Here is a 17900-nt window from a genome sequence, read left to right on the forward strand (position 1 = left end):
TTTGTCGAAGACCCGTTATGTAGTCGAACAAAGCTTCGGTACGTTACACCGTAAATTCCGCTATGCCCGGGCAGCCTATTTCGGGCTGATTAAAGTGAGTGCGCAAAGCCATCTGAAGGCGATGTGTTTGAACCTGTTGAAAGCGGCCAACAGGCTAGGTGCGCCTGTTGCCGCCTAAAAGGCGGCCGGATGCCTGATTAATCAGGTATCCAAGGGGGATTAAGGGGGTATTTGGGTAAAATCAGGAGTAATTAGGAGCGGAAATAGACGAAAACCTGTGTTTGGGTTCTGGCTGTCAGCGAAAAGGTGAAGAGAGGTATTTTGCAAAGGTCTCGGCCTTTAATTTTAATATAGATGTTGCATAACCTTTTATGCTTATAAGGTTTCCAATACATCAGGCAATTTGGCCAAGCTGTTGAGCATGGCGACATGGGGCATGGAGGAAAGCTGTTGGGCGGTATGTGCGCCGGTGGTGACAGCGATGGCGCGGATTTTGGCATTGGCGGCCATTTCTAGGTCGTGGGTGGTGTCGCCGACGACGACGGCCTCTTCCGGCTCAACACCCAGTCGGTCGCAGAGGGCGAGTACCATATCGGGCGCGGGTTTGGACGGATATTCGCTAGCGCAGGCAGTTTCCAGCCAGAAGGCTTGGGTGCCGGTTTGCTCGATGGACCTATCCAGTCCGCTGCGGCCTTTTCCGGTCGCTACGGCAAGCCAATAGCCTTGTTGCTTCAAGCGTTGCAGGCAGGGCAGGGCTTCGGGGAACAGAGTCATGTTGTGGTTGTTGGGATTGAGGTAGTGCGCGGCATAGGTCTCAATCAGGGTTTCCTGAACGTGTTCGCTGACGTTGTGGGCAAGGCGGCGGATGATGCCGGAGAGGCTGTATCCGATGAGCGGGCGGATTTGGTCGGCTTCGGGAATGGGCAGGCCACAATCGGCAAAGCTTTGCTGGAAGGTGTGGATGATGGGGTTGGTGGTGTCGGCAAGCGTGCCATCCCAGTCGAAAATGATGAGTTTGGGTTTCATGGGTTTCCTTTCAGACGGCCTTGAATAACTTATTATTTTAAAAGTGTATTTTGATGTAGCTGAATTCACCAAAATACACGAATAGAACTATGGGTTACTTAATATTTTAACTTTTTCTTGATTGAATTCTTGTTCGGAAAGAATACCTTGATCTAATAATTTCTTTAAATTTACTAATTGATCATATTTTTTGTTGTTGCTTGAATTATCAATATCTACTTGTTTTGTCTCTGTGCAGATAAAAATAATTTCAATCCTAGGCCAATTCCCTAAGATGTGAGGAGGAGTAGATGCTCTTTCTCTAATTGCTTTCATACTTTTATTTTTTTGTTTGCAGAAAGCCTGTGCTCTTTTTTCAGCACTATGTCTCACAGCAGTTGAAGGAGTAAATCCTGATGCTCCTTGGTGGAATATGCGATATTCTTGTTCATTATTTTCATTAACATCTAAAATAGTTTCTTTGCCTTTGTAAATGATTGCTGTATCAAAACCCGAGTTTCCCTTTTCAACGATTTGGATTCCCGATGCAGTTGTACAACCAGCTAAAATTAATGCTAATAGAAGATAAAATTTAGACATGACGTTTCCTTATTTTGGGTTAAGTAAATCTATTTGATTTCAGACGGCCTTTTCCTGATTTTCCAACATTAAAACGAATTGCGCCAATTCTTGCGGCAGGGGGGCTTTCAGGATCAGTTTTTCGCCGGTCAGCGGATGGGCAAAGTGCAGCTCGGAAGCGTGCAGGAACATTCTTTTCAAACCGAGTTTCTGCAGGCGCTTGTTGGCTTGATAGTCGCCGTAGCGTTCGTCGCCGGCAATGGGGCAGTCTTGTGATTGCAGGTGGACGCGGATTTGGTGGGTGCGGCCGGTTTTCAGGGTGGCTTCGACAAAGGTCAGGTTGGACAGGCCGACTTGGTGCAAAAGGCCGTCTGAAAAACGGTTTAACACGCGGAAGATGGTGTGGGCGGATTGGCCGTCTTCGCTGACGCGCACCATTTTTTCGCCTTGTGCGCCGGTGTATTTGAACAGGGGGAGCTTGACGTGGAAGCGGTCGTTCGGCAGCTTGCCGACACCCAGCGCGAGATAGATTTTTTTCGGATGGTCATTGCGGATGGCTTCGTGCAGTTTCACCAAGGCGCTGCGTTTTTTGGCAATCATCAAGAGGCCGCTGGTGTCTTTGTCGAGGCGGTGGACGAGTTCGAGATAACGCGCTTCGGGACGGGCGCGGCGGATTTGTTCGATGACGCCGAAGCTCACGCCGCTGCCGCCGTGGACGGCAACGCCGGACGGTTTGTTGATGACTAAAAGCGCATCGTCTTCGTAAATGATGTCAAACTCGCGCGCAGGCGCGGCCTGGCTTTCAGACGGCCTTTGTTTTTCGGCGATGCGTATCGGCGGAATGCGGACGGTATCGCCTGCCTGAATACGGTTGTCGGGTTTGCAGCGTTTTTTGTTCAGCCGCACTTCGCCGGCGCGGATAATGCGGTGGATATGGCTTTTCGGGACGCCTTTGAGGATTTTTATCAGATAGTTATCAAGGCGTTGGCCTTCCTCGTGTTCGGCAACGGCAATCAGGCTGACTGAATCTTTGCGTATTGCGTGCATTTTCTCTATAATCCCAAACGTCCGTTTCGGGACCCGAACCTGCCGTCGCAGGCCGTCTGAAACGGATTTATTGTTAAAACGAGATTTTATATTAAAAACGCACTCCGCAAAGCATTTCCTTGTGTTTGTTCAAAGCCGGCAAACGCAATCCCGTAATTAAGTTTGAATTGAACCTGCCGTCCGGCCGGGCGTAAGACGCAGTACGCGCAGCACCGTCCGAAATTACCGGCGCTACGATAATAAGAAGATGTAGGCTGCCTTATTTTGTCCGAAGCATCAGCATTCGGACGGCAGCGGAACCATCAACCTTTCCGCCGCATTGTTCTTTATTTCCTTCTTTATCCGAATCCGTCCGCACATGGCTTGAGTTCAAGCATGCAACCTTGCGGATTTCAAATCAAATACTGGTTACACGGGGATTTTCCCATCTTGCCTTTGAAGAGTGCCAACCGGACAGACAGGCCGTCTGAAAAAGATATTCACAAATCAAACGGCCGCTGTTCACGAGGTGACTATGAAAAGAATGTTATTCAACGCAACGCAGGCCGAAGAGCTGCGCGTTGCCATTGTTGATGGCCAAAACCTTTTGGACTTGGACATCGAAACGCTGGGCAAAGAACAGCGTAAAGGCAATATCTACAAAGGTATCATTACCCGCATCGAGCCGTCGCTGGAAGCGTGTTTCGTCGATTACGGAACCGACCGCCACGGCTTTTTGCCGTTTAAGGAAGTATCGCGTTCATATTTCCGCGACTACGAAGGCGGCAGGGCGCGTATTCAGGACGTGCTCAAAGAGGGCATGGAAGTCATCGTCCAAGTCGAAAAAGACGAGCGAGGCAACAAAGGCGCGGCACTGACCACTTTCATCAGCCTTGCCGGCCGCTATTTGGTATTGATGCCGAACAACCCGCGCGGCGGCGGCGTATCCCGCCGTATCGAAGGCGAAGAGCGTCAAGAGTTGAAAGCCGCTATGGCCGAACTCGACATTCCAAACGGCATGAGCATCATCGCCCGCACCGCCGGCATCGGCCGCAGCGCGGAAGAGTTGGAATGGGACTTGAACTACCTCAAGCAACTGTGGCAAGCCATCGAAGAAGCAGGCAAAGCGCATCATGACCCTTACCTGCTCTTTATGGAAAGCTCGTTGCTGATTCGTGCGATTCGCGACTATTTCCGTCCCGATATCGGCGAGATTTTGGTGGACAATCAAGAAGTTTACGACCAAGTTGCCGAGTTCATGAGCTACGTCATGCCGAGCAATGTAGGCCGTCTGAAACTCTATCAAGACCACACGCCGCTATTCTCCCGTTTCCAAATCGAACACCAAATCGAAAGCGCGTTCTCACGCAGCGTCAGCCTGCCTTCCGGTGGCGCGATTGTGATCGACCACACCGAAGCTTTGGTTTCCATCGACGTCAACTCTGCGCGTGCCACACGCGGCTCTGACATTGAAGACACTGCGTTTAAAACCAATATGGAAGCCGCCGAAGAGGTCGCACGTCAAATGCGCCTGCGCGACTTGGGCGGTTTGGTCGTGATCGACTTCATCGACATGGAAAATCCGAAACACCAACGCGATGTTGAAAACGTCCTGCGCGACGCGCTCAAAAAAGACCGCGCACGCGTGCAAATGGGCAAACTTTCGCGTTTCGGCCTTTTGGAATTGAGCCGTCAACGTTTGAAACCGGCTTTGGGCGAAAGCAGCCATGTTGCGTGTCCGCGCTGTGCCGGTACCGGCGTCATCCGCGGCATCGAATCCACCGCTCTGCACGTTTTGCGCATCATTCAAGAAGAAGCAATGAAAGACAACACCGGCGAAGTGCATGCACAAGTTCCTGTCGATGTTGCCACCTTCCTGTTGAACGAAAAACGCGCCGAGCTGTTTGCGATGGAGGAGCGCTTGGATGTGAACGTCGTCCTGATTCCAAACATCCATTTGGAAAATCCGCACTACGAAATCAACCGCATCCGCATTGATGACGTAGAAGAAGACGGCGAACCGAGCTACAAACGCGTTGCCGAGCCGGAAGAAGACGAGTCTGCCAAACCTTTCGGCAGCGAAAAAGCCAAAGCTTCCCGTCCTGAGCCAGCTGTCAAAGGCGTGCGCCATACACAGCCTGCACCGACTGTCGCCCCTGAGAAAAAAGCCTCTTGGTGGGACAGCTTCAAAGCTTGGTTGAAACGCATTTTCGGCGGTGAGCCTGCACCTGCCGCAGTTGCTCAAGAGCCTGCCGAAAAACGCACTACAACCAACCGCAGCCAAAACAGTAACCGCCGTTCAAACAGCCGCCGTCAAAATCCACGCCGCAACAACAAACACGACGGCAGCAAAGTCGAAGTGCGCGAAGTGAATGCCGAAGCTGCCGACAGCAAGTTTGAAGAAAACAAATCAAGCGAAAGCCGCAACGACGAGCGTAAAGACAGCCGCCGCAACCGCAACCGTAACAACAACCGCCGCGATGATCGCAACAACGAGCGCAACCGTGTTGAGGAAACGGTTGAGGACGTAAACGTTCAAGAAGTGGCTGCACTGGCTGAGATGCCGTCTGAAAACCAAGCGGAACAAAACGGCAATAAACGCCGCCGCAATAACGGCCGTAACGAGCGCAACCGTCATCAATCTGCGGAAAACCGTGTTGAGGACGTGAACGTTCAAACCGATGGCGAACAGGCACAAGTCGAAGCGGACGACAACGCTCGCAACGAAGAGGGCGTGAAAAACAATGGCCGTCAAGGACGCGACCGCAACAACCGTCAGCGCAACAACCGCAACGACCGCCGTTCCAACAGCAAAAAACGCAATATCCCGTCTTCGGCAAAAATCGAGCAATACCTGAACATTACCGATACCGCCGACAAAGTCCTCTTTGCCGTAGCGCATGTTTTAGGTTTGAACGAAAAGGTTGAAGCTGCAAATGCGACATTGTCTTCTGAAAGCGACCAAGCCGAGCCGCTGGTGATTGTGGTATCCGAGCCTGAAGTGACCAGTGCAGAGCCATTCGTATTTGCGATTGAAAGCGAAGACGAGCCTGCCGTAGCGCAAACTGAAGGCGCTGATGCCGAACAAGCCCTGCTTGCTTCTGCAGTCAACAACGTCAAAGAAGCCATTGCTGCGGTATTGTCTCCGAATGCAACGGCTACTGTTGCACCGGTTGAAGCACCAGCCGAAACTGTTGCCACACAAACTGAAGCCGTAGCTGAAGCAGCGCCTGTCGCAATCGTTGTGCCTGAGAGCTTGGGCGATTTGATCTTCGTTGAAACCGATCCGCAAGCCGTTGCCGCTTTTGCCGCGCAGCCACAACCTGAACCGGTTGCTAAAACACGCCGTTCGGATGTGCCTAAAGTAGAAGTGGAAGACGTAGCAGTCGAAATGATTTTGGTGGAAACACGCAAAGATTAAGATTGGTTTTCCAGTTAAAAGCCCGATGTTGAACGCATCGGGCTTTTTTATTGGCAAGGAGTTGCGCTGCTCATTTGAGGGTTGCTTCATGGTTAAAAAAGCAGAATAACTTGCTGAGAAAGGGAAGGGCGTAATTCTTTCAGTGGGAAGGACTTAAAGGTCATACCAGATTAGTATGAGAAAAGGCCGTCTGAAATGGTTTCAGACGGCCTTGGTTTGTGTGTGTATGTTTGGGTATTATGATTATTTTTTGTTCAGAGAGTCACGGATTTCGCGCAACAACAGAACTTCTTCGCTAGGCTCTGCTGGTGCTTCTTCAGCAGGAGCGTCGGTTTTTTTCAAGGAGTTGATGGCTTTAACCACGCAGAAGATGGCAGCGGCAACGATCAGGAAGCTGATCACAGTGTTGATGAACAGACCGATGTTCAGGGTAACGGCACCGGCTGCTTGAGCGGCTGCCAGGTTGGCGTAACCTTCAGCAGGAGCGGCTTGTGCGCCGTCTTTCAGGGTAATGAACAGGTTGGAGAAATCAACGCCGCCGATCAGCAGACCGATAGGAGGCATGATTACATCGTCAACCAATGATTTGACGATGCCGCTGAATGCTGTACCGACAACCATACCGACTGCGAGGTCGACAACGTTGCCACGCATAATAAATTCTTTAAATTCTGAAGCGATTGACATAATTAATCTCCTGTATGTGTTTGAGTCAAAATCAGATGTAGTTCAATAAAACGGCAGGCATATTAACGCTTTATCGGTTAAGAAAAATTCAATAGTGTTAAATTTTGTATTTTATGCCAAAAATGCCCTGCTTCTATGCCTTCTGTATGAAAAACAGGCCGTCTAAATTTTTTTTGTTACTTTTTTGCACCACTTTTTATCAGCGGCTAAGTATCAGATAACATGAATGTTATCTTTAGAATCAATGCTCTATCGGAATTTCAAATTGAGATAGAATGATAATATAATAATGTTAAAAACATAATCATTGAAATCCTGTAAAGGTAATGTTTCGTATCCGTATTTGACTTTCAGACGGCCTTTTTTATCATGCAGTTATTAAAGCCATAATGTAACGGCCATAAAAAACGCACTTTCATCATGAAAGTGCGTTTGGTGTGTAAACCGTTTAGTTCTCTTCGTCATTCAGCGCGTTAATGCTGTAACCGCCGTCAACGTAGGTAATCTCGCCGGTAATGCCGGAAGCGAGGTCGGACAAGAGGAAGGCGGCAGTGTTGCCGACTTCTTCAGTGGTAACGTTGCGACCCAATGGGTTGTGGGAAGCGACGTGGCCCAAGAGTTTGCTTAAATCGGCGATGCCGGAAGCGGCCAGGGTTTTGATCGGGCCTGCAGAGATGCCGTTGCAGCGGATGCCTTCTTTGCCCAAGCAGGCGGCAGTGAAGCGGATGCCGGCTTCGAGGCTGGCTTTGGCCATGCCCATAACGTTGTAGTTAGGAATGGCACGAACGGCGCCCAAGTAGCTCAGTGCAACGATTGCGGCGTTGCGGCCCTGCATCATCGGACGGGCGGCTTTTGCCAGCGCAGGCAGGCTGTATGCGGAGATTTCGTGAGCGGTATTGAACGCTTCGCGGCTGATGCTGTCGAGGAAGTCGCCGCTCAAAGCTTCTTTAGGGGCGAAGCCGATGGAGTGGACGAGGCCGTCCAAGCCGTCCCAATGTTTGCCCAAGTCAACGAAAACTTGGTTGATTTCGTCGTCGCTGGCAACGTCGCAGCGGAACACGAGTTCGGAGCCGAGTTCGGCAGCCATTTTACGGACGCGCTCTTCCAGTTTGTCGACAACATAAGTAAATGCCAATTCCGCGCCTTGTTCGCGGCAGGCTTTGGCGATGCCGTAAGCGATGGAACGCTCGGAGATCATGCCGGTAATCAGAATTTTTTTGTCTTGCAAAAAGCCCATTTTCTTATCCTTTAGCAGTGGTATTGCGGTTGCATTAAACTGCGCATTATAGCAAAAACCGCTGTTTCGGCATAGAAAACAACGGATAACCCTTTGTCTTGCCTCAAATAGGGATAAGGTTTTCTGCCAAGGCCGTCTGAAACCTGACGGAACGGCGGCAAAACGTTATACTTTATAGTCTTAATGACCGATGTTTCAGGAGTGAACCATGCCCGAGCAAAACCGCATTCTTTGCCGAGAACTCAGCCTGTTGGCGTTTAACCGCCGTGTACTGGCTCAGGCGCAGGATACGAAAGTTCCTTTATTGGAACGTTTGCGTTTTTTGTGCATTGTTTCTTCCAATTTGGACGAATTTTTTGAAGTGCGCATGGCGTGGTTGAAACGCGAAAACAAATTGCGCCCGCATCAGCTACTCGACAACGGCAAAACCGCGGCCGAAACCATCGAAGCGGTAGCGAAAGAGGCGCAGGCCTTGATTCGCGAGCAGTACGACCTGTTTAACAAAGTATTGCAGCCTGCACTCAGCCGTGCCGGCATTCATTTCTATCGCCGCCACAAATGGACGGCCGCGCAGAAAAAATGGATCGAAAACTATTTTGACAACGAGCTGTTGCCCATTCTCACCCCCATCGGCCTTGATCCGTCACACCCGTTCCCGCGCCCGTTAAACAAATCGCTTAATTTCGCCGTCGAACTCGAAGGTACGGATGCGTTCGGCCGTCCGTCCGGGATGGCGATTGTGCAGGCTCCGCGCATTTTGCCGCGCGTCGTCCCCATGCCGTCTGAAATTTGCGGCGGCGATGCAGGCTTTGTGTTCTTGTCTTCGATTTTGCACGCCCATGTCGGCAAACTCTTTCCCGGTATGAAGGTTAAAGACTGCCATCAGTTCCGCCTCACGCGCGACAGCGATTTGACGGTCGATGAAGAAGACTTGAAAAACCTGCGTGCCGCGATTCAAAACGAATTGCACGATCGCGAATACGGCGACGGCGTGCGCTTGGAAGTGGCGGACACTTGTCCGGCGCATATTCACGACTTCCTGCTTGCCCAGTTCAAGCTGACTTCTGCCGAGCTGTATCAGGTCAAAGGGCCGGTTAATTTGGTGCGCCTCAATGCCGTCCCCGATTTGGTGGACAGGCCGGATTTGAAGTTCCCACCGCGCAATGCAGGCCGTCTGAAAGCCTTGCGTAAAAACGGCTCCGTGTTCAAACTGGTCAAACAGTCGCCGATTTTGCTGCACCACCCGTATCAGTCTTTCGATCCGGTTGTCCAAATGATACGCGAGGCCGCAGCCGATCCGGATGTGTTGGCCGTCAAAATGACCATTTATCGTACCGGCAGCAATTCCGAGCTTGTACGCGCATTGATGAAGGCCGCGCTGGCGGGTAAACAGGTTACCGTCGTGGTTGAACTGATGGCGCGTTTTGACGAAGCCAACAACGTCAACTGGGCGAAGCAGCTGGAAGAGGCGGGTGCGCACGTCGTGTACGGCGTATTCGGCTACAAAGTTCATGCCAAAATGGCTTTGGTTATCCGTCGTGAAGACGGCGTGCTCAAGCGTTATGCCCACCTAGGTACCGGCAACTACCACCAAGGCACATCGCGCATCTACACTGACTTCGGCATCATCACCGCCGACGAACAAATCACTGCCGATGTGAACATTCTGTTTATGGAAATCACAGGCTTGGGCAAGCCGGGCCGTCTGAACAAGCTCTATCAAAGCCCGTTTACCCTGCACAAAATGGTCATCGACCGCATCAAGCAGGAAACCGAACACGCCAAAGCAGGCAAACCGGCGCGGATTACCGCCAAGATGAACTCCCTCATCGAGCCGAGCGTGATTGATGCGCTGTATCAAGCCAGCGCGGCAGGCGTGCAAATCGACCTGATTGTGCGCGGTATGTGTACTTTGCGCCCGGGTGTAAAAGGCTTGTCCGAAAACATCCGCGTCCGCTCCATCATCGGCCGCCAACTCGAACACTCGCGCGTGTATTGCTTCCATAACAACGGCGCAGACGATACCTTTATCTCCAGCGCCGACTGGATGGGTCGCAACTTCTTCCGCCGCATTGAAGTCGCCACGCCGATTACCACGCCCGAACTCAAAGAACGCGTGATCCGCGAAGGTTTGGAAATGGCTTTGGAAGACAATACCCAGGCTTGGCTGATGCAGCCTGACGGCAGCTACGTCCGCACCCAGCCGCAAGACGGCGAGCCTGCGTTTGGTTTGCAGGAAGGTTTGTGGAAAATATACGGACGTTGAGTTGAATAATGTCTCAGGCCGTCTGAAATGCAGGTTTCAGACGGCCTTTTTTGATTTTGCCGTTATAATTCCGTTTCCCAATCTTTCAGACGGCCTTTTCCTATGAAATCTTACCCCGATTCCTATCTCCATTTTGAAAACCTCGAATCTCCCGAAACACAAAATTTCGCCGCCGCGGCGCATGCTGAAACGCGCGCCCGTTTTTTAGAAAACGACAAGGCGCGCGAATTGTCTGACGGTATTTTGGCGCAGTTGCAGGACACGCGGCAGATTCCGTTTTGTCAGGAACACCGCGCGCGGATGTACCATTTCCATCAGGACGCAGAATATCCGAAGGGCGTGTACCGCGTGTGTACCGCGGCGACTTACCGTTCCGGCTATCCCGAGTGGAAAATCCTGTTTTCGGTAGCGGATTTCGACGAATTGCTCGGCGACGATGTGTATTTGGGCGGCGTGTCGCACTTGGTGGAAAAGCCCAACCGCGCGTTGTTAACACTGAGCAAATCGGGCGGCGATACGGCGTACACGCTGGAAGTGGATTTGGAAGCAGGGGAATTGGTAGAAGGCGGTTTTCACTTTCCGGCAGGCAAAAACCATGTGTCGTGGCGCGATGAAAACAGCGTGTGGGTGTGTCCGGCTTGGGACGAACGCCAGTTGACCGAATCGGGCTATCCGCGCGAAGTATGGCTGGTGGAACGCGGCAAGAGTTTCGAGGAAAGCCTGCCGGTATATCAAATTGCCGAAGACGGCATGATGGTGAACGCGTGGCGTTATCTCGATCCGCAAGGTTCGCCGATTGATTTGATTGAAGCGTCAGACGGTTTTTACACCAAAACCTATTTGCAGGTGTCGGCCGAAGGTGAGGCGAAGCCGTTGAACCTACCCAATGATTGCGACGTGGTCGGCTATCTGGCCGGACATCTTTTACTGACGTTGCGCAAAGACTGGAACCGCGCGAACCAAAGCTATCCGAGTGGCGCGTTGGTGGCAGTAAAATTAAACCGCGGCGAATTGGGCGCGGCGCAGCTTTTGTTTGCGCCCGATGAAACGCAGGCATTGGAAAGCGTGGAAACGACCAAGCGTTTTGTCGTGGCGAGCCTGTTGGAAAACGTACAAGGCCGTCTGAAAGCATGGCGTTTTACCGACGGCAAATGGCAGGAAGTCGAACTGCCGCGCCTGCCTTCGGGCGCGTTGGAAATGACCGACCAACCGTGGGGCGGCGACGTGGTTTACCTTGCCGCCAGCGATTTCACCACGCCGCTGACACTGTTTGCATTGGATCTGAACGTGATGGAACTGACCGTCATGCGCCGTCAGCCGCAGCAGTTTGATTCAGACGGCATCAACGTGCAGCAGTTTTGGACGACTTCGGCCGACGGCGAGCGCATTCCTTATTTCCACGTCGGCAAAAACGCCACGCTCGACACGCCGACCTTGGTTTATGCCTACGGCGGTTTCGGCATTCCCGAATTGCCGCATTATCTGGGCAATGTCGGCAAATATTGGCTGGAAGAGGGCAATGCCTTTGTATTGGCAAACATCCGTGGCGGCGGCGAATTCGGCCCGCGCTGGCATCAGGCAGCGCAGGGAATCAGCAAACATAAAAGCGTTGATGATTTGCTTGCCGTCGTGCGCGATTTGTCCGAACGCGGCATGAGTTCGCCCAAACACATCGGTTTGCAGGGCGGCAGCAACGGTGGCCTGATTACCGCTGCCGCTTTCGTGCGCGAGCCGCAAAGTATCGGCGCGCTGGTGTGCGAAGTGCCGCTGACCGATATGATCCGTTATCCGCTGCTGTCCGCCGGTTCAAGCTGGACGGACGAATACGGCAATCCGCAAAAATACGAAGTCTGCAAACGCTGGCTGGGCGAATTGTCGCCGTATCACAATCTTTCAGACGGCATCGATTATCCGCCAGCGCTCATCACCACCAGCCTCAGCGACGACCGCGTCCATCCCGCCCACGCGCTCAAGTTCTACGCCAAACTGCGTGAAACCTCGCCGCAATCTTGGCTCTACTCGCCCGACGGCGGTGGCCATACCGGCAACGGCACCCAACGCGAATCCGCCGACGAACTTACCTGCGTGTTGCTGTTTTTGAAAGAATTTTTGGGGTAGAAGCAAGCAGCAGGACTGACCGTTTTGTAAAGTTGAGAAACAAAATACTCTTGTTTCGGCAAGCGAAAAGAAGGCCGTCTGAAAAACGAATATTAAAGTTTTTCAGACGGCCTTCTTTTCTTTTAACTTTCAACATATCCCGATAAAATGGACACTTTGTAAGTAATCATTGATGGAAGACGCAATTATGGCAACCGAACCGAAGAATTATACACGATTTAGAAAATAATTTTAAACAAAACAATATATTAAAACTCAAACAAATCTTTCCCGAAGTCTTTTGCGAAGACCAAATCGACTTTGAGAAACTCAAACTCGTCCTTAGCGCAGAAAACCTTGCCGGTGTGGGCGAACGTTATCAACTCGATGCTGTAGAAACTAGTAGCGTTGTTTACAGTATTTCCAGGAGAATACTGAAACATGAACATGCACAAAAACACCCGTCTCACCCCGTCTCTGGATTTGGATATCCTCAACGGCATCATGCGCCAAGCCGTGTTGCAGCAGCCGCAAACCTACTTGGGCGCGGACGTAGTCATCGAAACGCATATCACCCGCGACATGCTCGAGCGCGCAGAAAAAATCCGCCTCTCCAACGCCTTGAGAGGCGTGTTTGAGGCGGATTTGGTGTACTAGGAACAATCAATGATTTCTCGGAAATGGATAAAGCCTGAAGGCGATTATTCGTTAGACGGTTTATCTGTCTGAGACTTGTGCGTTTGCAATATGCGCACTACCTTACCCTCATAACGCTGGCGTAACCACGCCTGTATCCGCTCGAGATCTTTGGCAGGCAATGGCTGCTCCAATTCGAGAGAGACAACGACGATATCGTCATATGTATCTGTCTTCGGTTCTACGTTTTTTTGGCTTTCAGACTGTTCGGAAACAGGCGTTGTTTGCGCTTTATCCCAAGCCAAGCCGCGTCCGACAACGATTTTTTCCGCTTCCGGATATTGGGCTTTTAATTCCTTGAGTACCGCTGCATCGTCGATATCGGAGGCTTTGCCTGCCAGTATGGTATCGATATAGGCCTGCTGCTCTTTCAGCTCATTTTGCTGCTGAACCGGGTTGTTTCGGCTTGCCAGCAATTCTTCGATTTTGGCATCGTTCCCTCCCGCATAGACCACGTTGACCTTCGGCTCTTTCACCCCCGACGCGTTAAGGCTTTTCACCAGCAAGGCGGAAATTTTCTCGGCATTGCCCGTTCCATTGACAATCAGACCGACTTTATTTTCTCTGTGGTTCAACATCTTACGCAGCACGAAAAAACCTTCCTGTTGCTGCGCAGTGGCAATGGCGGCATTGGCTCTGGTGTTGAAGATCTCCTGACGCACCAGTCCTGATGCCATATAGCCGCTCGGAATCATCACAGCCAACACGACGGCAGTAATAATGATGCTTTGCAACCGGCGTTTGGATTCCGTTACCAACCCCCTGCGCGGCAGCTTGAGCAGCTTGGAAAACAACAAGGTCGAAAAAGCGATGAACACGCAGTTGATGGCAAAAAGATATGAAGCACCGAGAAAGTAGTGCCAGTTGCCATGTGCCAGTCCGTAGCCCGCAGTACACAGGGGCGGCATCAATGCGGTAGCAATCGCCACACCCGGTATGGCATTGCCTCCTTCTTTTCGAGTCAGCGCCACAATACCCGCACTACCGCCGAAGAAGGCAATCAACACATCCCAAAGGGTCGGTTGAGTACGCGCCAAAAGCTCGCTTTGCGCCTCTTTAAGCGGGGTTAACAGGAAATACAACGTAGCGGTAATCAAGCTGATGACGACGAATATAATAATATTGCGCACGGCTTGGCGGATCAGCGCAGTATCGCCAACCGCCAAACCATAACCCATACCGACGATCGGCCCCATCAACGGGGAAATCAACATCGCTCCGATCACTACCGCCGTGCTGTTTACATTTAGACCGATACTCGCCACAGCAATGGCAAACATCAATACCCACATATTAGTCCCGGACACCCGAGTATTGGCGCGGATGACGGCATCAATTTTATCGGGATGGGCCTGGTCATGCGCAAGATTGAACACATCTTGCAACTTGGTCATGGCACCATTGTCTTCTTTTGGCTGATTTTCTTGTTCTTCTTGGTTTTTAATGTTTTCTTGGTCTTGCATTTTCATCCTTAAATCAATCTTAACGATTGTCTCTGAATATTTAATTAACTGGAATTTCGGATACTGATAATTATGCTTTATACTGATTTCAAATATGATTAAGCAGATACCTTGCAGAAGGTTAGCATACACATGAAAACGCTGACAACGCTGATCCTGCGTAGGCCTTCACGAAACCAGCAGACACGTTTTGCCTGATTCCAAAAATTCTCAATGCCGTTAATGTGGTTCTGACGGTCTGCAAATTCCTTGGAATAGTTGATGCGGTAATGGATAAAACCGCTCACGTCCAACTTGTCGTAGCTGCTCAGGCTATCCGTGTAAACAATGCTGTCCGGCATGATTTTCTTTTTAATGACAGGGAGTAACGTTTCAGACTTGGCATTATCTACGACAATGGGATAGACCCGTCCGTTGCGTTTCAGAATACCAAAGACAACCACTTTTCCTGCTGCGCCGCGACCACGTCTGCCTTTACGCCGTCCGCTGAAATAGCTTTCGTCCAACTCGACAGGGCCCTCAAAAACCTCATCGGCAGCCAAGGCCAAATGATAGTTGATAACCGTGCGGATTTTACGGTAGAACAGTGCTGCCGAATTGGGATGGATACCCAAAATATCGGCGGCAGAACGAGCGGTAACTTCCAGTACAAAAAAACGGAGTAGTTCTTTCTGTACTTTTTTCTTTAATTTGCAGTGTGTTATCTTCATATTCCGAGGGTAACATATCTGCTAATCTAGTACAGCCCCAATCAAAATATAGTGGATTAAATTTAAATCAGGACAAGGCGACGAAGCCGCAGATAGTACAGATAGTACGGCAAGGCGAGGCAACGCCGTACTGGTTTAAAGTTAATCCACTATATCTATGCTGCCGTCCCATCAGCACTTCTTCACATCCGAAGGCAAAAATCCGTAATGCCGCTTGAACGCTTCGTTAAACCGTCCCGCGTGGCGGTAGCCGCAAAAGTGCATGGCGGATTGGACAGTGCTGCCGGATTCGATGAGGGCGAGAGCGTGTTCCAGCCGCAGGCGGCGCAGGCGTCCGGCGACGGTTTCGCCAGTTTGCGCTTTGAAATAGCGTTTGAGGTAGCATTCGTTCAATCCGACGCGGCGGGCGATTTCGGCGATGGTCAGCGGGCGGGCGAATTCGCTGTTCAAAATATCGGCGGCTTCGTCTATGCGCCGGCGGCGGTAGCCGTTGTCGTGGCGGCGGAAGGTGAAGCGCAATAATCGGGCGGAGAGTTCCAGTGCGGCGGCTTCGTCAGCGAGCAGGCCAAAGCCGTCTGATTCGAACGGGCGTTGCAGCAGGGGGCAGGCCGCCGCCGTCAGTGCCGCCGCGTTTTGCGCCAGCCGTTGCAGGGCGAATCGGCCTATCGTTTGTGGCGAAAACAGGCGTTCGTCCAGCAAGCCTTCGTCGTGCCAGCGGCGCAGTTTTTCCAGCGAAAAATCCAAATGCAGCGCGCACATACCTCCGTTGTCGGGCAGCAGGGTTTCGGATACGTCCGCCAGTTCGCCGCGTACCAACCAGATTTCGCCGGCAGACGGGCGGTATTCCCTGCCGCCCATTTGTAACCGGTTCTGCCCCGATACCATGACGAACAGGGCACAGTTGTGGCTGAAATTGTGGATTTCGGTGGGAAACGCGCCCGTTCCGCCGCCGCGCATCCGCGACAGGGTGATGCCCGAGTCGAAGCGGTTGATGCACATTTCCAGATGCAAACCGGGCTGTTTTGCCTGCGCCATGAGCGCGCTGTCGGAACAGCCGTCCAATGCCCAGCCGGATTTATCGGAGCGGACATAGGTTTGGTATTGGCGGTAGATGGCGGCGGTGTTCATGATTGGATAGGAACGAGTTGTCTAACAAATAAATTAAATAGGAATTATTGCCAATAATCAAGCGCAGGGATTGGTTGAAACGGAAAAGGTCGTCTGAAAGGGTGTTTCAGACGACCTTTCCCGTTTCGGGAATTTGTTTTGCCGTTTCGGGAATTTTGCGTTTTGCGGCGTGGTTCCTGCAGGTTGTTTGCTTAATAATGAACATTCTTATTCGTATGCAAAGGAACCGCACACCGTGAAGCCACGTTTTTATTGGGTAGCCTGCGCCGTCCTGCTGGCCGCCTGTTCGCCCGAACCTATCGCCGAAAAAACTGTATCCGCCGCATCCCAATCCGCATCCACATCTGCCGCCATGCTGACCGTGCCGACCGCACGGGGCGATGCCGTTGTGCCGAAGAATCCCGAACGCGTCGCCGTGTACGACTGGGCGGCGTTGGATACGCTGACCGAGCTGGGCGTGAATGTGGGCGCAACCACCGCGCCGGTGCGCGTGGATTATTTGCAGCCTGCATTTGACAAGGCGGCAACGGTGGGGACGCTGTTCGAACCCGATTACGAAGCCCTGCACCGCTACAATCCGCAGCTTGTCATTACCGGCGGGCCGGGCGCGGAAGCGTATGAACAGTTGGCGAAAAACGCGACCACCATAGATCTGACGGTGGACAACGGCAATATCCGTATCAGCGGCGAAAAGCAGATGGAAACCCTGGCGCGGATTTTCGGCAAGGAAGCGCGCGCGGCGGAATTGAAGGCGCAGATTGACGCGCTGTTCGCCCAAACGCGCGAAGCCGCCAAAGGCAAAGGACGCGGGCTGGTGCTGTCGGTTACGGGCAACAAGGTGTCCGCATTCGGCACGCAGTCGCGGTTGGCAAGCTGGATACACGGCGACATCGGCCTGCCGCCCGTGGATGAATCTTTACGTAGTGAAGGGCACGGACAGCCCGTTTCCTTCGAATATATCAAAGAGAAAAACCCCGACTGGATTTTCATCATCGACCGTACCGCCGCCATTGGGCAGGAAGGGCCGGTGGCTGTCGAAGTATTGGATAACGCGCTGGTACACGGCACGAACGCTTGGAAACGCAAGCAAATCATCGTCATGCCTGCCGCGAATTATATCGTTGCGGGCGGCGTGCGGCAGTTGATACAGGCGGCAGAACAATTGAAGGCGGCGTTTGAAAAGGCAGAACCCGTTTCGGCGCAGTAGTTTTATTCAAAACAAACCACAAGGAGAACCCCATGCAAAACGAAATCATCAACCTGAAACAGCACCTTGCCGCCATCAAAGAATACTGGCAGCCCGAAATCATCAATCGCCACGGGTTCCAATTCCGCTTGGTCAAACTTTTGGGCGATTACGGCTGGCATACGCACGGATACAGCGACAAAGTGCTGTTTGCCGTGGAGGGCGACATGGCGGTGGACTTCGCCGGCGGCGGCAGCATGACGATACGCGAAGGCGAGATAGCGGTCGTGCCGAAGTCGGTGTCGCACCGCCCGCGTTCGGAAAACGGCTGCTCCGTGGTGCTGATTGAGCTGCCCGATCCGTCCGAGGCCGTCTGAAAAAGCAGCCTGCACCTTCAAT

The 17900-nt window shown here is 52.0% G+C and carries 13 protein-coding genes and 2 pseudogenes; 7 read left to right on the forward strand and 8 right to left on the reverse strand.

What is annotated here, in order from left to right; all coding sequences use genetic code 11:
- Positions 1-178: transposase (locus tag DBY97_RS10850; RefSeq protein ID WP_159069494.1), on the forward strand; the 178-nt coding region annotated here is incomplete at its 5' end.
- 197 nt (positions 179-375) lie between these two features.
- Here the strand turns inward: DBY97_RS10850 and DBY97_RS10855 are convergent.
- The 3 genes from DBY97_RS10855 to DBY97_RS10865 form a co-directional block, all read right to left on the reverse strand.
- Entirely contained in the window at positions 376-1026 is a 651-nt protein-coding gene (locus DBY97_RS10855) for an HAD-IA family hydrolase (protein WP_107858343.1), read from the reverse strand.
- Positions 1027-1113: 87 nt separating this feature from the next.
- On the reverse strand, positions 1114-1605 hold the full coding sequence (locus DBY97_RS10860) for an SHOCT domain-containing protein (RefSeq protein WP_070826668.1): 492 nt from the start codon (positions 1603-1605) through the stop codon (positions 1114-1116).
- Between the two features lie 39 nt (positions 1606-1644).
- Positions 1645-2631 (reverse strand): RluA family pseudouridine synthase, encoded by a 987-nt coding sequence (locus tag DBY97_RS10865; protein WP_107858344.1) that lies wholly within the window; start codon positions 2629-2631, stop codon positions 1645-1647.
- 514 nt (positions 2632-3145) lie between these two features.
- Between DBY97_RS10865 and DBY97_RS10875 the strand changes: the two genes are divergently transcribed.
- Positions 3146-6031, forward strand: a complete 2886-nt coding sequence (locus tag DBY97_RS10875; protein WP_107858345.1) for an Rne/Rng family ribonuclease — start codon at positions 3146-3148, stop codon at positions 6029-6031.
- Positions 6032-6274: 243 nt separating this feature from the next.
- Here the strand turns inward: DBY97_RS10875 and mscL are convergent, their stop codons facing one another.
- The gene (gene mscL / locus DBY97_RS10880) at positions 6275-6718 is read right to left on the reverse strand and encodes a large conductance mechanosensitive channel protein MscL (RefSeq protein WP_049323121.1); all 444 of its coding nucleotides are present in this window, start codon (positions 6716-6718) and stop codon (positions 6275-6277) included.
- A gap of 448 nt (positions 6719-7166) precedes the next feature.
- Positions 7167-7955 (reverse strand): enoyl-ACP reductase FabI, encoded by a 789-nt coding sequence (fabI, locus tag DBY97_RS10885; protein WP_070873703.1) that lies wholly within the window; start codon positions 7953-7955, stop codon positions 7167-7169.
- A 208-nt stretch (positions 7956-8163) separates the two neighbouring features.
- On the opposite strand from fabI, the gene ppk1 reads away from it, so the two are divergent.
- The 3 genes and pseudogenes from ppk1 to DBY97_RS10910 form a co-directional block, all read left to right on the forward strand.
- Positions 8164-10221 (forward strand): polyphosphate kinase 1, encoded by a 2058-nt coding sequence (gene ppk1 / locus DBY97_RS10895; protein WP_049332845.1) that lies wholly within the window; start codon positions 8164-8166, stop codon positions 10219-10221.
- A 102-nt stretch (positions 10222-10323) separates the two neighbouring features.
- Positions 10324-12339: a prolyl oligopeptidase family serine peptidase gene (locus tag DBY97_RS10900; protein WP_107858347.1), complete on the forward strand. Its 2016-nt coding sequence runs from the start codon at positions 10324-10326 to the stop codon at positions 12337-12339.
- Positions 12340-12783: 444 nt separating this feature from the next.
- A pseudogene (locus DBY97_RS10910) lies at positions 12784-12975 on the forward strand (aminotransferase class IV); the annotation flags it as partial.
- A gap of 44 nt (positions 12976-13019) precedes the next feature.
- On the opposite strand, the gene DBY97_RS10915 reads toward DBY97_RS10910, so the two are convergent.
- From DBY97_RS10915 to DBY97_RS10930, 3 genes and pseudogenes are all read right to left on the reverse strand, one after another.
- Entirely contained in the window at positions 13020-14477 is a 1458-nt protein-coding gene (locus tag DBY97_RS10915; RefSeq protein ID WP_107858348.1) for a DUF389 domain-containing protein, read from the reverse strand.
- A gap of 182 nt (positions 14478-14659) precedes the next feature.
- Positions 14660-15187 (reverse strand): annotated as a pseudogene (locus tag DBY97_RS10920) (IS1595 family transposase); the annotation flags it as partial.
- 171 nt (positions 15188-15358) lie between these two features.
- A complete protein-coding gene (locus DBY97_RS10930; RefSeq protein WP_107858350.1) occupies positions 15359-16315 on the reverse strand; it encodes a helix-turn-helix transcriptional regulator in 957 nt (318 codons plus the stop codon).
- A 235-nt stretch (positions 16316-16550) separates the two neighbouring features.
- Between DBY97_RS10930 and DBY97_RS10935 the strand changes: the two genes are divergently transcribed.
- Together DBY97_RS10935 and DBY97_RS10940 are read left to right on the forward strand one after the other, a co-directional pair.
- Positions 16551-17522 (forward strand): siderophore ABC transporter substrate-binding protein, encoded by a 972-nt coding sequence (locus tag DBY97_RS10935; RefSeq protein ID WP_107858351.1) that lies wholly within the window; start codon positions 16551-16553, stop codon positions 17520-17522.
- A gap of 32 nt (positions 17523-17554) precedes the next feature.
- Entirely contained in the window at positions 17555-17878 is a 324-nt protein-coding gene (locus tag DBY97_RS10940; RefSeq protein WP_107858352.1) for a cupin domain-containing protein, read from the forward strand.
- Positions 17879-17900 lie beyond the last annotated feature (22 nt).

It is taken from the genome of Neisseria subflava (assembly GCF_003044645.1).
Lineage (GTDB): Bacteria > Pseudomonadota > Gammaproteobacteria > Burkholderiales > Neisseriaceae > Neisseria > Neisseria subflava_B.